Raw genomic sequence first — 24,054 nt, 5'->3', positions numbered from 1 at the left:
GACCCACATCCGGATCGACCTGTCAGCGGCTTTCTCCCTGGATCATCCCTCGTCGAGAAACGTTTGCGTGGCATGTTCAATTCCGCGGTAGATTTCTGCTCGGATTTGCATTCACGGCGGCCCGTTTCGCCGTCCCGGCAAACCGTTATTTTTTCCGCTGCCGTCCCCGGCGCTCTTAGCGAGGCACGGCTACCAGCGAGACAGGATTTTTGAATGTTCGGCTTTTTGCGCAGCTATTTTTCCAACGACCTGGCGATTGATCTCGGCACCGCCAACACGCTGATCTACATGCGCGGCAAGGGCATCGTCCTCGACGAGCCGTCAGTCGTCTCCATCCGTCAAGAAGGCGGCCCGAACGGCAAGAAGACCATTCAGGCTGTCGGCAAGGAAGCGAAGCAAATGCTCGGCAAGGTGCCGGGCAACATCGAAGCCATTCGGCCGATGAAAGACGGCGTGATCGCCGACTTCACCGTCACCGAGCAGATGATCAAGCAGTTCATCAAGACTGCACACGAATCCCGCATGTTCTCGCCGTCGCCGCGCATCATTATTTGCGTGCCGTGCGGCTCGACTCAGGTCGAACGCCGCGCCATCAAGGAAGCGGCTCACGGCGCGGGCGCATCGCAGGTGTACCTCATCGAAGAACCGATGGCCGCTGCAATCGGCGCGGGCCTGCCGGTCTCGGAAGCCACCGGCTCCATGGTGGTCGACATCGGCGGCGGCACGACGGAAGTCGGCGTCATCTCGCTCGGCGGCATCGTGTACAAAGGCTCGGTGCGCGTGGGCGGCGACAAGTTCGACGAAGCCATCGTCAATTACATTCGTCGCAACTACGGCATGTTGATCGGCGAGCAAACCGCCGAAGCCATCAAGAAGGAAATCGGTTCGGCGTTCCCCGGCTCGGAAGTAAAGGAAATGGAAGTCAAGGGCCGCAACCTGTCCGAAGGCATTCCGCGCAGCTTCACCATTTCGAGCAACGAAATCCTCGAAGCCCTGACCGATCCGCTGAACCAGATCGTCTCGTCGGTGAAGATCGCGCTGGAACAGACGCCGCCGGAACTCGGCGCGGACATCGCCGAGCGCGGCATGATGCTGACGGGCGGCGGCGCGCTCCTGCGCGACCTCGACCGCCTGCTCGCGGAAGAAACCGGCCTGCCGGTGCTCGTCGCCGAAGACCCGCTGACCTGCGTGGTGCGCGGTTCGGGCATGGCGCTCGAGCGCATGGACAAGCTCGGCAGCATCTTCTCCTACGAGTGATCGCTGGCTTCGGCGTGCGCGCGGTTCGTATCGAACGCATTGCCGAAGCAGACACTCGAGCATCCCGCGTAACGCGACGCGCGCACGGCCCGGCATCAGTCCGGGCCTTTGTCGAAACAGCGTAGGGCAGGTCTCGCCACAAGTGAAACAGCCTGCAGCATCATCCACCCGCTCACGCCCTCGGCGCTGACCATGGAATACAGTCCGCCGCCACTTTTCAAGCAAGGCCCTTCGGCGCTCGCACGCCTCATTTTCTTCGTGGTGCTGGCCATCGCGCTGCTGGTGTCGGACGTCCGCTTCAACACGCTCGAAATCGTGCGCGGCATTCTCGGCGCCGGGCTCTATCCGTTGCAGCGCGCGGCGCTGGTTCCGCGCGACATTTTCATGGGCGCAGCCGACCTCGCCGTCACGAGCGCCACGCTACGCAGCGAAAACCGCAAGCTCGCCGACAAGAATCTCGAACTGTCCATCAAGGCCGGCGATGCCGCGCAACTGAACATCGAGAACGCGCATCTGCGGGCGCTGCTGAACCTTCAGTCGCGCGCCACCACGCAAACCACGCCCGCCGAAATCCAGTACGACACGCGCGATCCTTTCACGCAGAAGGTCGTGATCGGCAAGGGCTCGCAGCAAGGCATTCAGGACGGCGCGCCTGTCGTGGACGAAGAAGGCGTGATCGGGCAAGTCACGCGCGTTTTTCCGATGCAGTCGGAAGTCACGCTGCTCAGCGACAAGGACCAGGCCGTGCCGGTGCAGATCGCGCGCACGGGGCTGCGCAGCGTCATCTACGGCACGCCGAAGGGCGACACGCTCGATTTGCGCTTCGTGCCGATCAGCGCGGACGTGCAAGTCGGCGACCAACTCGTGACGAGCGGTCTCGACGGCGTGTATCCGCCGGGGCTCGCGGTCGCCAAGGTGCTGCGCGTCGACAAACAGGCGGATACGGCGTTCGCGCGCGTCGTCTGCGTGCCGGTCGCGGCCGTGCGCGGCGCGCGCCAATTGCTCGTGCTGCATTACAACGTCAACGTGCCGCCCAATCCGATCGAAGTCGAAGCCGCCGCTGCCGCCAAGGAAGCGAAGGAAAACAAGGGCAAGAAGAAGCCCGCAGCCAAAGCAGCGGCGGGCGCGAGCGCTCCGGCTGCCGGGTCCGCGCCGGCGAGTGCGTCGGCGGCGGCGGCTGCGTCGGCGCCAGCCGCGAATCCCCCGGCGAAGGCGACCGCGCCGAAAGCGGCTTCGAGCGCATCGGCCAAATCGGGCAAGAAAGCGCACGCGCCGAAACCCGCTTCGTCGGGAGCCGCGCGATGAACCGTCCGCAGTACATTCTCCAGCCGGTCAATCCGTACTTCATCACGTTCAGCCTGGCCGCCGCGTTTCTGCTGAATCTCGTGCCCTGGGGACGGCTCGTCGGCGTGCCGGATTTCGTCGCGCTCGTGCTGCTCTTCTGGAACGTGCAGCAGCCGCGCAAGGTGGGCATGGGCATCGCGTTTCTGCTCGGGCTTCTGATGGACGTCCATAGCGCGAACCTGCTCGGCGAGCACGCGCTGGCGTACACGCTGTTGTCCTACGGCGCGATCACCATCCACCGGCGCGTGCTGTGGATGTCGCTGCCGGTGCAGACGTTCGTCGTCGCTCCGCTGCTTGTCGGCGCGCACCTCGTGCCGTTCATCATCCGTCTGATGACGGGCGCCGCGTTTCCCGGCTGGAGTTACCTCATCAACGGCTTCGTCGAGGCGCTGCTTTGGCCGGTCGCGAGCTTCCTGCTTCTGATGCCGCAACGGCGCGCAGCCGATCCCGACGACACGCGCCCGATCTGAGCGCCGCGCGCGACACGGCGCCGATAAAGGTCCGCGCGCCGACTACACTTGAATCGCGAAAGAATCGCGAACCACTCGCGAAACCTGCATGACCGAAATCAAGAACACCGAGCAACAGTTGTCGAAGTTCCGCCTGCGCGTCGCGGCGGCGGGACTGTTCGTGTTCGTCTGCTTCGGACTGATCGGCCTGCGCTTTCTGTATTTGCAGGTCTGGCACTTCAGCAAGTATTCGTTGCAGGCTAACGAGAACCGCATCTCGGTCGCGCCGATCGTGCCGAACCGCGGCATCATCACAGACCGCAACGGCATTGTGCTGGCGAAGAACTACTCCGCCTACACGCTGGAAATCACGCCGTCGAAGATCAACGGCACGCTCGACGAAGTCATCGACGCGCTTTCGCAAGTCATCCCGATCGATTCGCGCGACCGGCGGCGTTTCAAGAAGCTGCTGGAGGACTCGAAGAATTTCGAGAGCCTGCCTATCCGCACGCGACTCACCGACGAAGAAGTCGCCAAGTTCACCGCGCAACGCTTCCGCTTTCCCGGCGTCGAAGTGCGCGCGCGGCTCTTCCGGCAATACCCGCTCGGCACGACGGCAGCGCACGTGATCGGCTATATCGGCCGCATTTCGCAGCGCGACCAGGAACGCATCGACGATGCAAGCGACGAAAACGACGCGAACTCCGATCACTACGATCCGCGCCTCGATGCGAATAACTACAAGGGCACGGATTACGTCGGCAAGATCGGCGTCGAGCAGAGTTACGAAACCGAGCTGCACGGCCTGACCGGTTTCGAGGAAGTGGAAGTCACGGCGGGCGGCCGCCCGGTCCGCACAATGTCGCGCACGCAGGCGACGCCAGGCAACAACCTCGTGCTGTCGCTGGATATCGGCTTGCAGCAGGTCGCCGAGCAGGCGTTCGCGGGAAAGCGCGGCGCGCTCGTCGCCATCGAGCCATCAACGGGCGACGTGCTCGCGTTCGTCTCCGCGCCGAGCTTCGATCCGAATTCCTTCGTCGATGGCATCGACCAGCAGACGTGGGACGCGCTCAACAACTCGCCGGACCATCCGCTTCTGAACCGTCCGCTGCACGGAACGTATCCGCCGGGCTCGACGTACAAGCCGTTCATGGCGCTCGCCGCGCTCACGCTGCACAAGCGCACGCCCGGCTGGGGCTTTCAGGATCCCGGCTACTTCACGTTCGGCGGGCACACGTTCCGCAACGACGTGCGTTCAGGCCAGGGCTGGGTGGACATGAACCGCGCGATCGTCGTGTCGAACGACACGTATTTCTACATGCTGGCGCGCGATCTCGGCGTGAACGCGATGGCCGGCTTCATGAAACCGTGGGGCTTCGGGCAGATTACGGGCATCGACATCGCGGGCGAGGCGCGCGGCATTCTTCCGTCGACGGAATGGAAGCGCAAGGCGTACCGCAAGCCCGAGCAGCAGCGCTGGTACGAAGGCGAGACCATCAGCCTCGGAATCGGTCAGGGCTACAACTCGTTCACCATCCTGCAACTCGCGCACGCCACGGCGACGCTCGCGAACAACGGCGTCGTGATGAAGCCGCACCTCGTGCGCGATATCGAGAACCCGATCAGCAAGGCGATACGCCCGGTCGTGCGCGACCCGAGCGACAAGATCGCCGTGCGACAGCAAGACATCGACGTCATCAAGCGCGCGATGGAAGGCGTGGTGACGAACGGCACGGCGGCGAAGGTGTTCGCGGGCGCGCCGTATCTGGCGGCCGGCAAGACGGGCACGGCGCAGGTTTATTCGCTGCAAGGCGCGAACTATCACGGCCACGCGACGGCGGAACATCTGCGCGACCACGCGCTCTTTATCGCGTTCGCGCCAGCTGAGAATCCGAAGATCGCGCTGGCGCTGATCGTCGAAAACGGCGGTTGGGGCGCGGAAGCGGCCGGCCCGATCGCGCGGAAAGTGCTCGACTACTACCTGGTGGACCGGATGAAGCCGGGCGCGGAAGCGGCCGCCGTCGCCGCCGCCGCTTCCGCGACGGAAGACGCCGGCCTGCCCGTGATCGGCGGTACGCAACCGCCGGCTGCGGCTGCGCTCCCAGCGTCCGTGGCGAATCAGTCGCCGGCGTTCTCGCCGTCGGCTGCATCGAATCCCGATGTCGCGAAGGCGGCTTCCGCGCCCGCTGTGCCGGCTGGCCGCCCCGCGTCCGCGCCCGCGGCCGCGCTGCCTGCGTCGGCCGCGCCGGGCCGCAAGCGCGGCCAGAAGAGCGCGCCGACCGAGCCGACGCCCACGATGGTGCGCGGCAACGCGGAGAACGGCGTGCGCACGTTCGCGCCGACCGGCGGCATCGACGAATAAGGAAATCGGCATGCAAGTGCATCTGCAATTCGACAAGCACGTGTGGATCGAGCGCGCGAAGCGCATGTTCGCGGGCTTCGACCGGCCGCTCGCGCTGATCGTTTTCTTGCTGCTGTGCGTCGGGATCGTGACGCTCTACAGCGCCAGTCTGGACGTGCCGGGCCGCGTGGAGGACCAACTCCGCAACATCATGCTGACGTTCGGCCTGATGTGGGTTCTCGCGAATATTCCGCCACAGACGCTCATGCGCTTCGCCGTGCCGCTGTATACGGTGGGCGTCGCGCTGCTCGTCGCCGTGGCCGCGTTCGGGCTTACGCGCAAGGGCGCGAAACGCTGGTTGAACGTCGGCGTCGTCATTCAGCCGTCCGAGATCATGAAGATCGCGATGCCGCTCATGCTCGCGTGGTACTACCAGCGGCGCGAGAGCAACATTCGCTGGTGGGATTACATCGTCGGCTTCGTGATTCTGATGCTGCCCGTCGGTCTCATCGCGAAGCAGCCGGACCTCGGCACGGCGGTGCTCGTGTTCGCGGCGGGCGTGTTCGTCATCTATTTCGCCGGGCTCAGTTTCAAGCTGATCGTGCCGGTGCTCGCGGCGGCGGTCATCGTGGTGGCGAGCGTCGCGGTGTTTCAGGACCGCATCTGCCAGCCGGAAGTCAACTGGCCGCTGATGCACGATTATCAAAAGCACCGCATCTGCACGCTGCTCGATCCGACATCCGATCCGCTGGGCAAAGGCTTCCACACCATTCAGGCGGTGATTGCAATTGGCTCGGGCGGCACGCTCGGCAAGGGCTGGCTCAAGGGCACGCAGGCGCACCTCGAATTTATCCCTGAGAAGCACACGGACTTCATCTTCGCGGTGTTCTCGGAAGAATTCGGGCTCGCGGGCGGGCTCGTGCTGCTCTTTCTCTATATGGCGCTGATCGCGCGCGGGTTGTACATCGCGGCGAACGGCGCGACCTTCTTCGGGCGATTATTGGCCGGATCGCTCACGCTCGCGTTCTTCACTTACGCGTTCGTCAATATCGGCATGGTGAGCGGCATTCTGCCGGTCGTGGGCGTGCCGCTGCCGTTCATGAGTTACGGCGGCACGGCGTTGACCACGCTGGGCGTCGCGGTGGGGCTCATCATGAGCGTCGCGCGGCAGAAGCGGCTGATGCAAAGCTAACGCCGCGCGCGATTACTGCGGCTGCGCCTGTGGCGGCGGTTTCTGCTGCTCGATCTCGGCGCTCAACTGCAGGTATTTGAGCTTCGCGGCCGGGTCACCCTGCGCAGCGGCCGCCGCGTAGTACGCGCGCGCGACGTTGAGATTGCGCTCGACGCCATCGCCGCCGCGCTCGTAGAACGATCCCGCGACGTACTGCGCCGTCATGTCGCCGCCTTGCGCGGCCTTCTTGTACCAGGTGAACGCCTGCGTGTTGTCGCGAGCGGTGCCGCGGCCGTCCAGAAACTGATTGGCGAGCGCCAGTTCCGCCTGGACGTGGCCTTGATTCGCCGCGCGCAGAAACCAACGGTGCGCTTCCGCCGGGTCTTTCTCCACGAACTCGCCGTCGTCGTACATCTTGCCGTAGACATACTGCGCGTGCGTCATGTTCGCATCGGCGGCGCGGCGCAGCCACTTCTTGCCCTCGGGCACATCGGCGGCGCCGCCTTCGCCGTTCAGCAGCATCATCGCGTAATTGAACTGCGCGAGACGGCTGCCCTTCTCCGCCGCGCGACGAAACTCCGAGCGCGCCGCGACGAGATTGCCCGCGTTGTAATCCGCAACGGCGTTTTGCGTCGCCAGATCGGTCGGCTTCGGCATGCCTTGCCCGTTCGCGCCGCCCGCCATCGTCAAGACGAGCGCAGCCGATGCCGCCGCCACGCCGCCACGCCAAGCGCCCTTCATGCTCTGGCCTCCTGCAACGCCTGCCGCGTCGCCTTCAAAAGCCACATCACGTCGGCGGCAATCGAGACCAGCTTGATGCCCGCTTCCGCGTACTGCCGCGCGCTCGCGACATCGAGCGCGAAAATGCCGCTGCACTTGCCCGCGCGATTCGCGGCGTCCGCGATTTTCGTGATCGCCGCGTGCACGTCCGGATGTTTGCTATCGCCGAGATGGCCGAGGCTCGCGGCGAGATCCGCCGGGCCGATGAACAGGCAATCGACGCCCGGCGTCGCGGCGATCTCATCGACGGCGGCAAGCGCCGCCACCGACTCGATCTGCACGATGGTCGCAATCTGCTCGTTCGCGCCGGACACGTAATCGCGCCGCATGCCGTAGGCCGCCGCCCGCACCGCGCCCGCGACGCCGCGCAGCCCTTCGAGCTGCGCCTCGGTCGGATAGCGCGTGAGCCGCACGATGCGCGCCGCGTCTTCCGCCGATTGCACGTTGGGGAACATCAGCGTGCGCGCGCCGGCATCGAGCACGCGCTTGACGAGCCAGCCTTCCGCGAACGGCACCCGCACGACGGGCTCGGTCGGCAAGTGCGCGGCGGCGATCGCGCGAAGCTGCTCGACCACATCGCGGCTATCGTTCGGCGAGTGTTCCATGTCGATGCACAGCCAGTCGAAACCGGCGTGCGCGAGCGCTTCGGCGGCATCGGCGCTGCACAGCGACAGCCACAGGCCGAAGAGCGGACCGGAATCGGCGAGACGTTGCTTGAGGGGATTGGTGAAGGTGCTCATCGCGCGGCTCCGTGGGAGCGCGATTCGCGCGATGCGTCGAACAGGTACAACGGGAAGAGTGACGGCATGTTGCGCTCCGGATGATCGACATGCACTGCGTGGCGTCGGCCAGAGTTGGCCGACTCACCGAGCGATCATACCGTGACAACGGCGCGGACGTTCGCCGCGCCTTCGACGCCCAAGCGCTTACGCGCGCTCCACGTCCGCCCAGCAGTTCGGCGTTTCGTAGAGCCGCACGCGCTTGAGCTTGAGATCGACACCATAGTGGGCGTCATAGACATCCGCGAGAATGCGGAACGCGACCGCCGCCATGTTCTCGACGGTCGGAATGCGGTCGAACACAACCGTCTTGTGATCCGTCATCGATTGCAGGAATTCGCGCACTTTCACGTCGCCTTCATAGACGATGAACGCGTGATCCCACTTGTTGACGAGATGCTCCATCGCGAGAGACTTGACGTCGGCGAAGTCCATCACCATGCCGCGATCCGGCGCGCCTTCCGTATCGACGAGTTCGCCTTGCAGCGTGATTTCGAGCACGTAACGATGCCCGTGCAGGTTGCGGCACTGGCTGCGGTGATCGGGAATGCGGTGGCCCGCATCGAATTCGAGTTTTCGGGTAATCGTCTGCACGTCGGCTCGATCGTCTTTCAGGGGATATTCAGATATTTGTGCGTCTGCATCGACAGCCGCCATTTCGGATGCCGCTTGCACCAGTCGATCGCGAGCTTCGTATTGATGTCGCGCGACGGGCCGTCCATCGGCTGCACGAGGAAGTACTCGAAGTCGAGCTTTTCGTACTCCGCGAGCCGTTGGTTGTCCTGCGGCACGACGACCTTCAGTTCGTTGCCCTTGGTCACGACGAGCGGCGCGTCGGCCTTCGGGCTCACGCAAATCCAGTCGATGCTCTCCAGCACGGCCATCGAACCGTTCGTTTCGATGGCGATTTCAAAGCCCGCCGCGTGAAGCGCGTCGACGAACGGCGGGTCGATCTGCAACATCGGCTCGCCGCCCGTGCACACGACGAACTTGTGCGCCGCGCCCTCGGGCCACAGCGACGCGATCTTCGCGACGAGGTCCGCGGGCGTCTTGTACTTGCCGCCGTTTTCGCCGTCCGTGCCGACGAAATCCGTGTCGCAGAAGCGGCACACCGCCTCCGCGCGATCTTCCTCGCGGCCCGACCACAGATTGCAGCCGGCGAAGCGGCAGAACACGGCCGGACGTCCGGCGTTCGCGCCCTCGCCCTGCAACGTGTAGAAAATTTCCTTTACCGCGTACGTCATGACTGCTCTGTAGTCCGTGTGATCTGGCTGTGGTCTGTCTTCGAGATCAGACCGGTTCGATGGTGACCTGCTCGCCCGCGCGATACGCCTCGTAGCCGCGCTTGCGCAGCTTGCACGCCGGGCACTGGCCGCAGCCGAAGCCCCATTCGTGCAGTTCGGAACGCTCGCCGACATAGCACGTATGCGTCTCCACGCGAACCAGTTCGACGAGCGCCTCGCCGCCGAGCGTTTCCGCGAGACGCCAGGTGTCGGCCTTGTCGAGCCACATAAGCGGCGTTTCCAGCGCGTACCGCGTTTCCATACCGAGATTCAGCGCGACCTGCAACGCCTTCATGGTGTCGTCGCGGCAATCGGGATACCCCGAGAAATCCGTCTCGCACATGCCGCCAACGAGCACTTTCAACCCGCGCCGATACGCGAGGGCCGCCGCGATGGTCATAAACAGCAGGTTGCGCCCCGGCACGAAGGTGTTCGGCAGGCCGTTTGCGGTCGACTGAATCTCGATTTCGCGGGTCATGGCCGTATCGCTGATCGCGCCGAGCACCGACAAGTCGATCATGTGGTCCTCGCCGAGCCGCTCGGCCCAATGCGGAAACTCACGGACGACCGCTGCGCGAAACCCGTCGCGGCATTCCAGTTCGACGCGATGCCGCTGGCCATAGTCGAAGCCGAGCGTCTCGACGGTCTTATAGCGGTCGAGCGCCCATGCCAGGCACGTGGCCGAGTCCTGTCCGCCGGAAAACAGCACGAGAGCGCTGTCCTTCGCGTCTATCCGAGTCACCGTGAAAACTCCGTGTATGAGATTGGCGTCGTGCGCCGCATGGCCGGTCGCATGGCCGGTCGATTAACCGGCGTCGCGTTGAACACGCGCGCTGCGGCGATCTGCGAATCCAGTATAGGCCGGTGGCGTTTTGTCGGACGCAGGCGGCCCTTATGCCTCCGATAGCAACCTGCGAGGCCATTCGCCGATGCTTTTCGGGCATCGAAAAGAAAAGGACTTGCGGTCCGAGGACGAGGCAAGTCCTTAATTCGACGCGGATTTTATCACGCTGAACGATTGTTCGCCGGCTCGCGGCCGGCCCACTCAAAGCGCGTGATCCGCACCGCTGAACAACACGGCGCCGCAAATGAAAAAGCCCGAGAGCGAAAACACTCTCGGGCTTCTTGCATTCTGGTGGCCTGGGGCGGAATCGAACCACCGACACGCGGATTTTCAATCCGCTGCTCTACCAACTGAGCTACCGGGCCAACGAAGAAGTGAGACTATATCAGAGACAGGCACGGTGCTCAAGCCTTTCACCGAATTTTTCACGCTTTCACCCAGTTCAACTTCAGCGTGCGCCTCAAACTTCGTTCTTGTTCTTTCCGAGATCGACACCGAGCTGCTTCAGCTTCCGATACAGGTGCGTGCGCTCCAGCCCCGTCTTTTCCGCGACGCGCGTCATGCTGCCGTTCTCGCGCGCGAGGTGATATTCGAAGTACGCGCGCTCAAACGCGTCGCGCGCATCGCGCAGAGGAATGTCGAAAGAGATCGACGCCGTCTGTCCCGCCTGACTTTGCCCCGCGCTGCCCGCGCCTGCATCGCCGGGCGATGCGTTGAAGGCCGAAGCCGTCGGCAATGCCGCCGCGATCGGCACGCCCGACGAACCCGCGCTAAGCGCAGGCTTGGCCGCCGCGACCGCAGCGGGTGCCGCCGTGCCGTGCGCGAGTCCCTGCTCGACCGCCTTCAAGAGCTTCTGCAGCGCGATGGGCTTTTCGAGAAAATTCAGCGCGCCGATCTTCGTCGCCTCGACCGCCGTGTCGATGGTCGCGTGGCCCGACATCATGATGACCGGCATCGTGAGCTTGCCCTGCGCGGCCCATTCCTTCAGAAGCGTGACGCCATCGGTATCGGGCATCCAGATGTCGAGCAGGACGAGATCGGGTGTCTGCTGCAAGCGGTATTCGCGCGCGTGCTGCGCGTTCTCCGCCACGTCCACCACGTGCCCCTCGTCGCTCAGGATCTCGGAGAGCAGTTCCCGGATCCCCATTTCATCGTCTACCACCAGGATGGTTGCCATTTAAGCTGCCCTTGTCTGCACTGTTGCTTTTGTCGTTCCCTGTTTCGCGGCCGCCGGAGTCGAAGGCGCTGCGCCATCGGCGGCGGTGTCGTCCGCGAGTTGAAGAAACAGAATCGAGATTTGCGCGCCTTCTACTACGTCGCCTGTTTTCGACCGATTGCGAATGTCGATGCGCGCGCCATGCTCGTCGACGATCTTCTTCACCGTTGCAAGTCCCAGACCCGTGCCCTTCGCCTTCGTCGTCACGTAAGGCTCGAACGCCCGCGACAGGATGCGCGCGGGAAAGCCCGCGCCGTTATCCGATACGCTCAGACGAACCGCGACGCGCGCATGACCCGAGGCATCGGGCTCGCCATATTCTACTGTCCTCGTTTCGAGCAGCACGCGCGGCTCCGGCACATCGGCGACGGCGTCCTGCGCGTTTTGCAGCAGGTTGTGGATGACCTGGCGAATCTGCGTCGCGTCGCCCCGGATCACGGGCAGCTTCGCGAGGTCCACCTTGATCGGGCTCTTGCCTTCTTCGATGCCGTAAAGCGCCAGCACTTCGCCGACGAGATCGTTCAACTGCAGGTTGCCGAGCACCGCGGGCGGCGTGCGCGCGTATTCGCGGAAGTCGTCGACCATGTGCTTCATCGCCTGTACCTGATTCACGATGGTCGTCGATGCGCGTTTGAGCACTTCGGCGTCCTGCGGCGCGAGCTTGTCGGCGAGCTTCATTTGCAGACGCTCCGCGGAGAGCTGAATGGGCGTCAGCGGATTCTTGATCTCATGCGCGAGACGCCGCGCGACTTCGCCCCACGCCACGGAACGCTGCGCGGAAATGACGTCGGAGATGTCGTCGAACACGACGACATAGCCGGTGGTCTCGGCGTCTTCGGTGTCGCTCTCGGTGGCGCTCAGCAATTGCGTGCCGCGCACAAGGAGCGTCAGCGGATCGTTCTCGCCGGGCACGGTCACGGCGACCTGCTGCTGCCAGTGCCCACGATCGCCCGTCGGATGTCCGCTGCCAATGGCCGCCGCATCGCGCTCGGCGAACGCTTTCTTGACCATCGCGCCGAATTCGGCGAGCACGTCGATCTGTTCGAGCGGATGCCCCAGCAAGGCGCGAAACGGCTGCCGGAAGATGCGCTCCGCGCCGCGATTCGCGGTGGTGAGCCGGAACTGCCGGTCGAACACGAACACGCCCGCCGTGAGGTTCGCGAGAATGCTTTCGAGATAGGCCTTCGAATGTTCGAGCGCGATGCGGTTGTTCTCGACCGCCGCCCGCGCTTCCGAAAGCTGGCGCGTCATCGCATTGAAGGACTGCGTGAGGAAGCCGAGTTCATCGCGCGAATTGATCTCGCGTTTGGGCGTGTAGTCGCCTTCGGCCACTTCCTTCGTGCCTTGCGCGAGCAGGAAAAGCGGCCGCGCAAGCTGATTGCCGAGCGCGAGCGCGAGCATCATCGCGATGAACGTGGCGAGAAAGAGCGCAAGCGTCAGCGTGCCGATATACATCTTGCGCAAGCCCGTGCGCCCGAGCCGCTTCTCCTGATACTCGCGATACGCGCGCTGCACCGCGTCGGCATTACGCGCGAGTTCCTGACTCACCGGCTGCTCGATCTGCAAGAAGCGGTCGACGTGCTGGAATTCGGTGGTCGTCGTCGGGTCCGGAATCTTCGTGATGACGCGCAGCCGCAGCGCGCCCTTCGGCCCGTTCGACTTGGGATCGCCGTCGATTTCTCCTTCGATCGCGCCGAACGGACGATCCTGCGCTTCCTTTAGCATGGCGCTGGTCGGCTCGTTCGTGGGCAAGAGCGAATAGTAGTTGCCCGACGCCTGCGCGATGGTCCGCAAGCCCGCCACGCGCTGCAACGGTCCGCCGGCGTTCAGGTCTTCGCGGTTGTACTGATCGCGCGGACGCTCGAACACGACGGCGTCCTGAACGCCGAACTGATCGCGCAGCCGCAAGAGCGACAGCGTGAGGCTCGACGGATCGGCGCTCGCGAGTTGATCGCTCATTTGCCGGCCGCGATTCTTGAAGTCCGCGAGCGACGTTTCGAGCATGCCGCGCCCGAGCGTCAAGCCCGACGTGAGGGCGGTTTCCACATTCACGTCGAACCACGACTCGATGCTTCGGGACACGAACTGATACGACACGACGTAGATGATCGCCCCCGGCAGCACGCCCACGAGCGCGAAAATCAACGCGAGCTTGGCAAGCAGCCGCGTGCCGAAGCGCCCCTGCCGCACGCGCGACACGATTATCAGCGTCAGGCTGATGACGATCAGCATGAAGATGAGCGCCACCGCCACGTTCGCCGCGTAGAGCCAGCCGTAATAGCGGTCGAAGAATTCGGTATTCGCACTTGCGAGCGCGAGCATCACGAGCAGCAGAACCGCCGTGAGCGCGACTGTAGTGACCAGCAACCGAACCACGAAACTCTTCATGTCCGTGCGGCCGCGTCGAAATCTATTTCGCACGTTCCGCCGCCGTAAAAGTGAACCGCTTCCAATCCGAGGACAGGTTCCAGTCGCGGTTGTTGACCGCGTCGATCTGGAACGGCTTGGGCATCAGCGCGATGTCCAACTGCATGCGCACCGATGCGGTGTACGTTTCTCCGCCATGCACCTGATTACGGTCGATCACGTGCCACGACGCCACGTGCTTGATGACCGCGAGCGCCTCGGCAAGCGACGCGAAGCGCAATTGCAACCCGCCCGTCGAGACGCGGTATTCGTTCGTGAGCGGCTGAAAGGAGAGCCGAATGCTTTGCGAGACATTGACCGGCTCTTCGTCGAACCAGTACCAGCGCGGCCGTGAAAGCGTGAAGTCGATGGTGAAATAGAGCGGCACGCTGCGATTCACGGCTTCTTCGAGACTGCTGTTGAGATCGAAGTCGAAATGCGCATCGAGGCTCCAGCCGTTGTTGTCCGCCTGCAAGGACGCGCGCTGCACCGAGATGGTCTCGGCGAAGGCGGGCGCAGCCGGCGCGAAACTTAGCCAGAGCGTCAGCGCAGTCCAGATGACGGCCGCGAGCCGAAGCGGAAAAAAGCGTTTGATCGTCACCGTTTCTGAAAGCGCGCGTAGAAGAATCCGTCGTGATCCGCGAAGGTTTCCGCGTTGAAGCTCGACGGCGGACCTGCGTTCTCTGCCTCGCCGGAACCGGCGCGTTCGGCATGTGTACCGTCCGGTGACGCTTGAACCGCACCCGCGCTTGCGCGCGCCGCTGTCGGCAACAATTGCCCCGGCGCGTCCAATCGTACCGCATCTTCATGCGACGCTCCAAACCAGCGGGCTTGTTCTTCGCCCTCCTCCGGGAAGATAGAGCACGTCACGTAGAGCAGTTCGCCGCCTTTCGCGACGAGCGGCCACAGCGCCGTGAGAATTCGTCTTTGTTCAGCGACGAGCGCGGCGATGTCCGACGCTCGCCGCAGCCAGCGAATGTCCGGATGCCGCCGCACGATGCCCGACGCGGAACATGGCACGTCCGCGAGGATGCGATCGAACGGCGCGCCGTCGAACCACTGCGAAGGATCGCCTGCATCGCCCACGCGAATGTCCGCTTGCAGTTTCAGGCGCTCCAGATTCTGCGCGATGCGGCTCGCTCGCGTCGCATCGCTTTCCAGCGCGACGAGTTCGACATTCGCCAGCTCCAGAATGTGGCCGGTCTTGCCGCCGGGCGCGGCGCACGCGTCGAGCACGCGCATGCCGTCGCGAACATCGAGCCATTGCGCGGCGAGTTGCGCGCCCGCGTCCTGCACGGACACCACGCCGTCCGCAAAGCCGGGAATGCGATCGACCGGCATCGGCGTGTTCAGCCGAACCGCGTGCTGCCCCGCTGCGCGCGCTTCGATGTGCTCAGCCTTCAGAAGCTCCAGATACGCGCTCACGGTCATGTGCCGCGCGTTGACGCGCAACGTGAGCGGCCCCTGCATATTGCCCGCCGCGAGAATGCGCTCCCATGCCTCGGGCTGGGCGCGCTTCACGGCGTCGATCCACCATTGCGGATAGTTCCAGCGTGCGACGGGGCTTTGCATCGCTTCGGCGATGAGCGCGTCCCGTTCGCGCAGGAAGTTGCGCAGCACCGCGTTCACGAGCCCCTTCGCGAAAGAAAACTCGCGCCGCGCGGCGATCGAACTCACCGCCTGGTCGACCACGGTGAACGGCGCATAGGCCGCGTGCGCTTCGTCGTCCGCGAGCAAAGTGAACGCGCACGCGAGCACGTTGCTGACATGCGGCGGCGGCGCCTTGCGCACGAGCTTGTGCAAGAGCGCATCGACGAGGGCGAGCCGGCGCATCGTGCGATACGCGATGTCCTGAATCGCGCCGCGCGCCGCCGCGTGCTTGCCCGACGCCGCGACCGTCTGGATTGCCGCCGGCAACGCCGAACCGGCCCGCACCGCGCCGACGGCTTGCGCCGCGCCGTCGAGCGCGAACGCGAGCGAATCAGGCGCGAGATGCAGCGCGCTCATGCGGGAGTGCGCGTGCGGCTGTTGCGCGGCGGCGGATCGCCGGGAAGGCTTGTCGGTCATGTCGAAATGGGAGTCTTGCGGCTGGCGCGCGCATATCAAACGACGATTGTAACGTGCGCCACAAAGGCGACCCGTGCGCAGGGAACAAACAAAAAGGCCGCCCGGACATGCCGGAGCGGCCTTGTATTCGACTACCGATGCGACGCGCTTACATGCGCCCGGTCCGCGCCATTTCCATGAGACGCGCGACGCGCTCTTCCGTGGCCGGGTGCGTCGAGAACAGATTCGCGATGCTGCCACCCGACAGCGGATTCATGATCATCATCTGCGCGGTGGCCGGATGCGCTTCCGCCGCCGGGAACGGCACGCCCGACGCGTACGCGTGAATTTTCTCCAGCGCGCTTGCGAGCGCCTGCGGATCGCCCGAAATCTGCGCGCCGCCGCGGTCCGCTTCGAATTCGCGCGCACGGGAAATCGCCATCTGGATCATCGCGCCCGCGATAGGCGCGAGAATCGCCACGGCAATGCTCGCGATCGGATTGGCCGGACGGCCTTCCTCGTCGCGCCCGCCGAAGAACATCGCGAAGTTCGCGAGCGCGGAAATCGCGCCGGCCATCGTCGCCGAGATGGTCGAGATGAGAATGTCGCGATGCTTCACGTGCGCGAGTTCGTGCGCCATGACGCCGCGCATTTCGCGCTCGGACAGCACGCGCAGGATGCCGGTCGTCGCCGCGACCGCCGCGTGCTCCGGATTGCGGCCGGTGGCAAACGCGTTCGGCGCGTCTTCGTTGATGAGATAGACACGCGGCATCGGCAACTGCGCGCGCGTAGCCAGCTCGCGCACCATGCGATAGAACTGCGGCGCGGTGGTTTCGTCGACTTCCTGCGCGTTGTACATGCGCAGGACCATCTTGTCCGAGAACCAATACGAGAAGAAATTCATGCCGAGCGCCACGACGAGCGCGAGCATCATGCCCTTCGACCCGCCGATCATGCCGCCGATCACGACGAAAAGGGCCGTGATCGCTGCCATCAGCATCGCGGTTTTGACCCAGTTGAACATATGCGGAGCTCCTTCTCCCTAGACACGGTGCGCCATGTGCGCGGTGGTCCCGGCCACGTCGGCCGGGACGCTCATTGTAAGCAAAACGTTAGATAGGGGCATCCGCAAAAAATTCAACTATCGGTGCGAAGTGGCCAGTTTGATGCCGAGACCGACGAACGCGCCGCCCACGCCGCGATCCAGCCATCGCTTGACGCCCGGTTTGCCGGAGAAGCGTTGCGTGACGCTGCCTGCTATCCACGCAACAAAGCTGTTCCAGACGGTGCTCATCGCAATGAACACGAGGCCGAGCGTGAGAAAGGCGAGCGTCTTGTGCTGGCTGTCGGCCGCGACGAACTGCGGGAAAAACGAGACGAAGAAGAGCACGACCTTCGGGTTGAGCACGTTGGTCACGAAGCCTTGCGCGAAAAGCTGACGGAGCGACTTCGGCGCGCTCCTGGCGCTGGCCTTGTTCGGTGCGGATTCGCTCGCGGCCTCGTGCTTCGCGAAGATGAGCCGCACGCCGAGGTAGATCAGATAGAGCGCGCCCGCGATCTTGACGACGGTGAACGCCGTCGCGGATGCCGCGAGGATCGCGGTGAGGCCGAATGCGCAAGCGAGCGTATGCACGACGCATCCCGCCGAAATGCCGAGCGCCGAGACAATGCCCGCGCCGCGTCCCTGCGCAACGCTGCGCCCGACGATGTACGCGGTGTCCGGCCCCGGCGTGACGTTCAGCAGGAACACGGCGACGAGAAAGAAGGCGAAACCTGTGATGCCGAGCATGGGGGAACCCCGAAAAACGTGAGCGACTTTTTATTCTATGCTGCGCGCGTCGTCGTGAACGGCGAAACGTTGCCCCTTTACCAGAGGCGTTCCCGCGAGAAATTCGCGCGCCGGGAGCCGCTTGCCGCCCGGCTTCTGAAGCTGCGTCAGCTTGAGCGCGCCGTAGCCGCAAGCCACGACGATGCCTTCCGGCGAGACGTCCAGGATGACGCCCGGCTGCTGCGCACCCGCCGCGCCGTGCGCGCTGCCGAGCGGCTGCGCCGACCAGACCTTGATCGCCGTGTCGTCCAGCGTGCCGGACGCGCCCGGGAACGGATCGAACGCGCGGACCTGCCGCGCGAGTTCGTCCGCCGGACGACGCCAGTCGAGCGCCGCCTCGTGCTTCGCGATCTTCTCGGCGTAAGTGGTGCCGTCTTCCGGCTGAGGCGTGGCGGGAAGCGTGCCGTCGCGTTCCAGATCGCGCAGGGCCGCGACGATCAGTTCCGCGCCCATCTGCGCGAGCCGGTCGTGCAGCGTGGCCGTGGTGTCGTCTGGAAGGATGGGCGTGCGGACTTCGCGGATCATGGCGCCGGTGTCGAGACCGGCGTCCATCTGCATGAGCGTGATGCCCGTTTGCGCGTCGCCCGCTTCGATCGCGCGATGAATCGGCGCGGCCCCGCGCCAGCGCGGCAACAGCGACGCGTGAATATTGATCGCGCCGCGCGGCGGGATATCGAGCACTTCCTGCGGCAGGATCAGCCCGTATGCCGCCACGACCATCACATCGTGCGGCGTGGCGCGCAACAAATCGATGGCTTGCGCCGCCTCTTGCGGATACTTGCCCGCGCGCCTGAGCGACGTCGGCTGCGCGACCGGAAGACCGTGCTCGACCGCGAAACGCTTGACCGGACTGGCAGTCAGCTTCATGCCGCGGCCGGCGGGACGGTCGGGCTGCGTGAGAACGAGAGGAACCGGAAAGCCTGCCGCGTGGATGGCCGCGAGCGCGGCGGCGGCAAATTCAGGCGTACCGGCGAAAACCACACGCAGCGATTGAGTCATCGGAGAAAGCGCGTTCGGCGCGTCTGCAAAAACGTGAATCGTACCGCCGGTTACAGCGCCTTTTCGAGCTTTTTCATCTTCCCGCGAATGCGCGTCTGCTTGAGTTGCGACAGATATTCCACAAACACGTGTCCGTCCAGGTGATCGATTTCGTGCTGCACGCATACGGCGAGCAGCCCTTCGCAATCGAGCTCGAACGTCTCGCCCTTTTCGTTCAGCGCCTTGACGCGGACCCGCTCCGGCCGCTCGACGATGTCGTAGATGCCCGGCACCGACAGACAGCCCTCTTCCCAGTCTTTCCTGACCTCGCTCGCCCAGACAATTTCCGGATTGATGAAGACCATCAGTTCGTCGTGCGCGTCCGAAACGTCGATGACGATCACGCGCTCGTGCACGTCCACCTGCGTGGCCGCGAGGCCGACGCCGGGCGCGGCGTACATCGTCTCGGCCATGTCGGCGACGAGCTTGCGGATGCGGTCGTCCACGACGGCGACCGGCTTGGCCACCTTGTTCAGCCGCTTATCCGGGTAGTTGAGTATCTTGAGCAGAGCCATGATTCGGATTATCTACACGCGCCGCGACGCGGTGAAGTCGGCCATTCGGCCAGGTTGCGGGGGCCTTGCGGCTTGCCGAAGATATGCGGGCGAATCCACGGGATTCAACGCCGCCGGCAAGCGGCAGACAGCGTCGCTACGGACCGGCAGCGCGGCGGGCGACGATTCATTCTTTGTACGGGATCAAAAATCTTAACATGACGACCGACACCCTGCCGACCGACCCGGCGCCCCTTGCTGGACGCGACGCGCCGGCACTCGAATCCGACGAATTCCGCGCGTGGCTGTGGCTCGCGCACGCGAAAGGCTTGCGCCCGCTCGCGCTGCGCACGTTGCTCGGCGCGTTCGGCGGCCCGCTCGAAGTGCTGTCAGAGAGCTTCGCCGCGCTCGCCCGCGCCACCGACGAAAGCGCTGCGAAAGCCGTGACCGCGCCGCCAGCGGACATCGAAGGCGTTCCCTTCGATGACTATATTGAATGTGTGCGCGATTGGGCCTCGGAGCCCGGCAATCACCTGCTCACGCTGGCAGACGCCGACTATCCCCAGGCGCTCTTGACCATGCCCGACCCGCCGCCCGTGCTGTACGCGAAAGGACGGCTCGACGTGCTTCAGTCGCGGGCGGTGGCGATCGTCGGCAGCCGTAACGCGACGCCGCAAGGCGCGGAAGACGCGCGGCGCTTCGCGCGGGCGCTGTCGGATGCGGGGCTCGCAGTCATATCGGGGCTCGCCCTCGGCATCGACGCGGCCGCGCATCGCGGCGCGCTCGACGGCCGCGCGGGGACCATTGCCGTCATCGGCACGGGCGCGGATCTCGTGTATCCGGCTCACAACCACACGCTCGCGCACGAAATCGCCCGCGACGGCGCCATCTTGTCGGAGTGGCCGCTCGGCACGCCTGCGCGGTCCGCGAACTTCCCGCAACGCAACCGGCTGATCGCGGGGTTGTCGAGCGGCGTGCTGATCGTCGAAGCCGCGATGCGCTCGGGTTCGCTCATCACCGCGCGCCTTGCCGCCGAGATCGGGCGCGACGTGTTCGCGATTCCCGGATCGATTCACGCGCCGCTGTCGCAAGGCTGTCACCGGCTCATCAAACAGGGCGCGAAGCTCGTCGAGACGCCGGAAGACGTGCTCGAAGAGTTCGGCTTCCCGGCCGCTCACGGCGCCGCATCGGGCCGGCGCGGCAAGCCGCGAGCGCCGAGCGCGTCGTGGGCGTCCGCCCGCGTGACTGCCGACGCGCCGACGGAGGACGCCGAACGCGTGCTCGCCGCGCTCGGTCACGCGCCGGCGACGCTTGAAATTCTGGCCGAGCGTACCGATCTCGACGGCGCGGCGCTTCAGGGCGCGCTGCTTCAGCTCGAACTCGCCGGGCTGGCGGCGGCGCTGCCGGGGGGCCGGTACGGGGCGCTCGAACGCTCCTGAGCCCGCCTCGTGCTACATTCGCGAGAAATTGCGCCGCACGGCTTCGCCATAAGAAAGGATTGTTTCAACCCCATGTCCGCGTTCAATCTCGATACCGACGCCGAACAAATCGCCGAACGCCTCGCCGTGCCGGGCACGCTGTTCGTCGCCTGCCTGTGCGCGGAATGGTGCGGAACGTGCCGGGATTATCGCGACGGCTTCAATAAACTGGCCGACGCGCATCCGGACATCTGCTTCGCGTGGATCGACATCGAGAACCAGGCGGATCGGTTCGATGACCTGGACGTCGAGAATTTCCCGACGATTCTCATCGAGGATTCCGTCACGACCCGATTTTTCGGCACGGTGCTGCCGCAGGTCTCAATCGTCGAGCGCATGCTCACGGACCTCACCGCCTTGCCCGACATGACCGGCGCGCCCAAGCTGCGCCCGGCGCTTGCTACGGCGTAGACAAAACGAACCGGCGCGACCCGATTGCGGGTCCTGAAACGCGCCCGGGCGCCGCTTCGCCGAGCGTCGTTATCGAAACCGCGACGCGCACGGCGCAAACCGTGTGCTATAAAGCGGTCGTTATAGCGGTCCAAACGGGGCCGCTGCCAGTTCCCAACCATATTGAGTCATGTCCAAAGCCCTGATCATCGCTGAGAAGCCCTCCGTCGCGAACGACATCGCGCGCGCGCTGGGCGGCTTCACCAAGCATGACGAGTACTACGAGAGCGACGACTACGTGCTCTCGTCCGCGGTCGGCCACCTGCTGGAGATTGCCGCGCCGGAGGAATACGACGTCAAGCGCGGCAAATGGAGCTTCGCGAATCTGCCGGTGATTCCGCCGCATTTCGATCTGAATCCCATCGCGAAGAGCGAATCCCGGCTGAAGGTCCTGACCAAGCTCTTGAAGCGCAAGGATATCGACCGGCTCATCAACGCATGCGACGCGGGGCGCGAGGGCGAGCTGATTTTCCGCCTGATCGCGCAGCACGCCAAAGCGAAGCAGCCTATCCAGCGCCTGTGGCTTCAGTCGATGACGCCCGCCGCCATCCGCGAAGGCTTCGCGAATCTGCGCAGCGACGCCGACATGCAGCCGCTCGCGGACGCCGCGCGTTGCCGCTCGGAGGCGGACTGGCTCGTCGGGATCAACGGCACGCGGGCGATGACCGCGTTCAACAGCAAGGGCGGCGGTTTCTTCCTGACGACCGTCGGCCGCGTTCAGACGCCAACGTTGTCGATCGTCGTCGAACGTGAAGAGAAGATTCGCCGGTTCGTGCCGCGCGACTATTGGGAAGTGCGCGCGGAATTCATTGCGGCGAAGGGCCTCTACGAGGGCCGCTGGTTCGACCCGAAGTTCAAGCGCGTCGAGAACGATCCCGAGCAGCGCGACTCGCGCCTGTGGAGCCTCGCGGCGGCCGAGTCGGTCGTCGCGGCGTGCCGCGGCAAGACCGGCACGGTGACGGAAGAATCGAAGCCGTCCACGCAAATGTCGCCGCTCTTGTTCGACCTGACAAGCCTTCAGCGCGAAGCCAACAGCCGCTTCGGCTTTTCCGCGAAGAACACGCTCGGGCTCGCGCAGGCGCTGTATGAAAAGCACAAGGTCCTGACCTACCCGCGTACGGATTCACGCGCGCTGCCGGAAGACTATCTGGGCACGGTCAAGGAAACGCTGACCATGCTCAAAGAGAGCAACAACTACTTGCCGTTCGCCAAGCAGGTGCTCGACAAGGGCTGGGTGAAGCCGAACAAGCGCATCTTCGACAATTCGAAGATCAGCGACCACTTCGCCATCATTCCGACGCTGCAAGCGCCCAAAGCGCTGTCCGAGCCCGAGCAGAAGCTGTATGACCTCGTGGTCAAGCGTTTCCTGTCCGTGTTCTTCCCGGCGGCGGAATACCTCGTCACCACGCGCATCACCGAAGTCTCGGGGCATCACTTCAAGACCGAGGGCAAGGTGCTCGTCGAGCCGGGCTGGTTGCAGGTCTACGGCCGCGAAGCCGCGGGCGAGGAAGGCAATCTCGTGCCGGTGCAGAAGGGCGAAACGGTCGACGTCGAGAAGGTCGAGGCGCATGGGCTCGTGACGAAGCCGCCCGCGCGTTACAACGAGGCGTCGCTGCTGTCGGCGATGGAAGGCGCGGGCAAGCTCGTCGAAGACGAGGAATTGCGCGACGCAATGGCTGCGAAGGGCCTCGGCACGCCAGCGACGCGCGCCGCCATCATCGAAGGTCTGCTCGGCGAGAAGTACATGGTGCGTGAGGGCCGGGAGCTCATTCCGACGGCCAAGGCCTTTCAGTTGATGACGCTCTTGCGCGGCCTCGGTGTCGAGGAACTCACCGCGCCGGAACTGACCGGCCAGTGGGAACACAAGCTCTCGCAGATGGAGCGCGGCAACCTGCATCGCGATGCGTTCATGCAGGAAATCGCGCGCATGACGCAAACCATCGTGAAGCGCGCGAAGGAATACGACTCCGACACGATTCCCGGCGATTACGCGACGCTGGAAACGCCGTGCCCGAATTGCGGCGCGCAGGTGAAGGAGAACTACCGGCGCTTTGCCTGCACGAAGTGCGAGTTCTCGATCTCGAAGATTCCGGGCGGGCGTCAGTTCGAGATTCCGGAAGTCGAGGAACTGCTGCGCGAGAAAACCATCGGTCCGCTGTCGGGTTTCCGCAGCAAGATGGGTCGTCCGTTCTCGGCCATTCTCAAGCTCGCGTTCGACGACGAGATCAAGAACTTCAAGCTGGAGTTCGATTTCGGTCAGGACACCGGCGGCGAGGACGGCGAACCGCCCGATTTCTCCGAGCAGACGCCGGTCGGCGCGTGTCCGAAGTGTCAGTCGCGCGTGTTCGAGCACGGCATGAGTTTCGTGTGCGAGAACTCGGTCGCGAATCCGAAGACCTGCGATTTCCGCTCGGGCAAAGTGATCCTGCAACAGGAGATTGCGCGCGAGCAGATGGAAAAGCTGCTGAACGAAGGCCGCACCGATTTGCTGACGAACTTCAAGTCGTCGCGGACGGGGCGTAACTTCAAGGCGTATCTCGTCAAGCAACCGGACGGCAAGATCGGCTTCGAATTCGAGAAGAAAGAGGCCAAGCCGGGCGCGAAGACAGCGGCGGCGAAGCGCGGCGCGACCGCCGATGCCCAGTCCGACAGCGCGGACGAAGGCGATAGCGACGTCGCCGTAGCCGCGAAGACGACGCGGGCGAAGGCGGCGACGAAGACGGTCGCGGCCAAGAAAGCCCCCGCGAAGAAAGCGGCGGCGAAGAAGACGGCGGCGCGTAAAGCGAGTTGATCCGCCGCGCCGGTCTAGAAACAAAAGAGCCCGCGAAGCGATTCGCGGGCTCTTTTTTC

21 protein-coding genes and 1 tRNA gene are annotated in these 24,054 nt (G+C 64.6%); 8 read left to right on the top strand and 14 right to left on the bottom strand.

Annotated features, from left to right (window positions below; genetic code table 11):
• Nucleotides 1-213 precede the first annotated feature (213 nt).
• The 5 genes from NCR37_RS00340 (at nucleotide 214) to rodA (ending at nucleotide 6,583) form a co-directional block, all read left to right on the top strand.
• Complete coding sequence (locus tag NCR37_RS00340; protein ID WP_004189550.1) at nucleotides 214-1,257, top strand: rod shape-determining protein; 1,044 nt, start codon at nucleotides 214-216, stop codon at nucleotides 1,255-1,257.
• Between the two features lie 192 nt (nucleotides 1,258-1,449).
• Complete coding sequence (mreC, locus tag NCR37_RS00335) at nucleotides 1,450-2,562, top strand: rod shape-determining protein MreC (RefSeq protein WP_250471002.1); 1,113 nt, start codon at nucleotides 1,450-1,452, stop codon at nucleotides 2,560-2,562.
• Entirely contained in the window at nucleotides 2,559-3,071 is a 513-nt protein-coding gene (mreD, locus tag NCR37_RS00330; protein ID WP_250471001.1) for a rod shape-determining protein MreD, read from the top strand. Before mreC ends, mreD begins: the two co-directional genes overlap by 4 nt.
• 88 nt (nucleotides 3,072-3,159) lie before the next feature.
• Complete coding sequence (gene mrdA / locus NCR37_RS00325; protein ID WP_250471000.1) at nucleotides 3,160-5,412, top strand: penicillin-binding protein 2; 2,253 nt, start codon at nucleotides 3,160-3,162, stop codon at nucleotides 5,410-5,412.
• Nucleotides 5,413-5,422: 10 nt separating this feature from the next.
• Nucleotides 5,423-6,583 carry a rod shape-determining protein RodA gene (gene rodA / locus NCR37_RS00320; RefSeq protein ID WP_502800462.1) on the top strand — a complete coding sequence of 387 codons (1,161 nt, stop codon included), beginning with the start codon at nucleotides 5,423-5,425 and terminating at the stop codon, nucleotides 6,581-6,583.
• 12 nt (nucleotides 6,584-6,595) lie between these two features.
• Here rodA and NCR37_RS00315 read toward each other — a convergent pair whose 3' ends face one another.
• From NCR37_RS00315 to def, 14 genes are all read right to left on the bottom strand, one after another.
• On the bottom strand, nucleotides 6,596-7,303 hold the full coding sequence (locus NCR37_RS00315) for a tetratricopeptide repeat protein (protein WP_502800461.1): 708 nt from the start codon (nucleotides 7,301-7,303) through the stop codon (nucleotides 6,596-6,598).
• Complete coding sequence (locus NCR37_RS00310; RefSeq protein ID WP_250470999.1) at nucleotides 7,300-8,082, bottom strand: HpcH/HpaI aldolase family protein; 783 nt, start codon at nucleotides 8,080-8,082, stop codon at nucleotides 7,300-7,302. Before NCR37_RS00310 ends, NCR37_RS00315 begins: the two co-directional genes overlap by 4 nt.
• A gap of 186 nt (nucleotides 8,083-8,268) precedes the next feature.
• On the bottom strand, nucleotides 8,269-8,715 hold the full coding sequence (gene queD, locus NCR37_RS00305) for a 6-carboxytetrahydropterin synthase QueD (RefSeq protein WP_250470998.1): 447 nt from the start codon (nucleotides 8,713-8,715) through the stop codon (nucleotides 8,269-8,271).
• Between the two features lie 17 nt (nucleotides 8,716-8,732).
• Complete coding sequence (gene queE / locus NCR37_RS00300; RefSeq protein ID WP_250470997.1) at nucleotides 8,733-9,365, bottom strand: 7-carboxy-7-deazaguanine synthase; 633 nt, start codon at nucleotides 9,363-9,365, stop codon at nucleotides 8,733-8,735.
• Nucleotides 9,366-9,411: 46 nt separating this feature from the next.
• On the bottom strand, nucleotides 9,412-10,146 hold the full coding sequence (gene queC / locus NCR37_RS00295; RefSeq protein ID WP_250470996.1) for a 7-cyano-7-deazaguanine synthase QueC: 735 nt from the start codon (nucleotides 10,144-10,146) through the stop codon (nucleotides 9,412-9,414).
• A 391-nt stretch (nucleotides 10,147-10,537) separates the two neighbouring features.
• Nucleotides 10,538-10,613: transfer RNA gene (locus tag NCR37_RS00290), tRNA-Phe, on the bottom strand.
• A 95-nt stretch (nucleotides 10,614-10,708) separates the two neighbouring features.
• Nucleotides 10,709-11,425, bottom strand: coding sequence for a response regulator transcription factor EsaR (gene esaR, locus NCR37_RS00285; RefSeq protein WP_250470995.1), 717 nt, complete (start codon nucleotides 11,423-11,425; stop codon nucleotides 10,709-10,711).
• The gene (locus tag NCR37_RS00280) at nucleotides 11,426-13,852 is read right to left on the bottom strand and encodes a sensor histidine kinase (protein WP_284506733.1); all 2,427 of its coding nucleotides are present in this window, start codon (nucleotides 13,850-13,852) and stop codon (nucleotides 11,426-11,428) included.
• Nucleotides 13,853-13,874: 22 nt separating this feature from the next.
• Complete coding sequence (locus NCR37_RS00275; protein WP_250470993.1) at nucleotides 13,875-14,471, bottom strand: DUF4390 domain-containing protein; 597 nt, start codon at nucleotides 14,469-14,471, stop codon at nucleotides 13,875-13,877.
• The gene (rsmB, locus tag NCR37_RS00270; RefSeq protein ID WP_250470992.1) at nucleotides 14,468-15,937 is read right to left on the bottom strand and encodes a 16S rRNA (cytosine(967)-C(5))-methyltransferase RsmB; all 1,470 of its coding nucleotides are present in this window, start codon (nucleotides 15,935-15,937) and stop codon (nucleotides 14,468-14,470) included. Before rsmB ends, NCR37_RS00275 begins: the two co-directional genes overlap by 4 nt.
• Before the next feature lie 148 nt (nucleotides 15,938-16,085).
• A complete protein-coding gene (gene htpX, locus NCR37_RS00265) occupies nucleotides 16,086-16,940 on the bottom strand; it encodes a zinc metalloprotease HtpX (protein WP_175938902.1) in 855 nt (284 codons plus the stop codon).
• A gap of 117 nt (nucleotides 16,941-17,057) precedes the next feature.
• Nucleotides 17,058-17,705 (bottom strand): LysE family translocator, encoded by a 648-nt coding sequence (locus NCR37_RS00260; RefSeq protein WP_250470991.1) that lies wholly within the window; start codon nucleotides 17,703-17,705, stop codon nucleotides 17,058-17,060.
• A 30-nt stretch (nucleotides 17,706-17,735) separates the two neighbouring features.
• Entirely contained in the window at nucleotides 17,736-18,743 is a 1,008-nt protein-coding gene (gene fmt, locus NCR37_RS00255) for a methionyl-tRNA formyltransferase (RefSeq protein ID WP_250470990.1), read from the bottom strand.
• A gap of 50 nt (nucleotides 18,744-18,793) precedes the next feature.
• Nucleotides 18,794-19,297 carry a peptide deformylase gene (gene def, locus NCR37_RS00250; RefSeq protein WP_250470989.1) on the bottom strand — a complete coding sequence of 168 codons (504 nt, stop codon included), beginning with the start codon at nucleotides 19,295-19,297 and terminating at the stop codon, nucleotides 18,794-18,796.
• 197 nt (nucleotides 19,298-19,494) lie between these two features.
• Between def and dprA the strand changes: the two genes are divergently transcribed.
• From dprA to NCR37_RS00235, 3 genes are all read left to right on the top strand, one after another.
• Nucleotides 19,495-20,715: a DNA-processing protein DprA gene (dprA, locus tag NCR37_RS00245; protein ID WP_250470988.1), complete on the top strand. Its 1,221-nt coding sequence runs from the start codon at nucleotides 19,495-19,497 to the stop codon at nucleotides 20,713-20,715.
• A gap of 72 nt (nucleotides 20,716-20,787) precedes the next feature.
• The gene (locus NCR37_RS00240) at nucleotides 20,788-21,165 is read left to right on the top strand and encodes a thioredoxin family protein (RefSeq protein WP_250470987.1); all 378 of its coding nucleotides are present in this window, start codon (nucleotides 20,788-20,790) and stop codon (nucleotides 21,163-21,165) included.
• A gap of 169 nt (nucleotides 21,166-21,334) precedes the next feature.
• Nucleotides 21,335-23,995 (top strand): DNA topoisomerase III, encoded by a 2,661-nt coding sequence (locus NCR37_RS00235; protein ID WP_250470986.1) that lies wholly within the window; start codon nucleotides 21,335-21,337, stop codon nucleotides 23,993-23,995.
• Nucleotides 23,996-24,054: the final 59 nt, after the last annotated feature.

The organism is Caballeronia sp. GAFFF1 (genome assembly GCF_023630705.1).
GTDB lineage: Bacteria > Pseudomonadota > Gammaproteobacteria > Burkholderiales > Burkholderiaceae > Caballeronia.
Note: the sequence above shows the minus strand (reverse complement) of the source record. Positions and strands in the feature narration are given on the sequence as shown.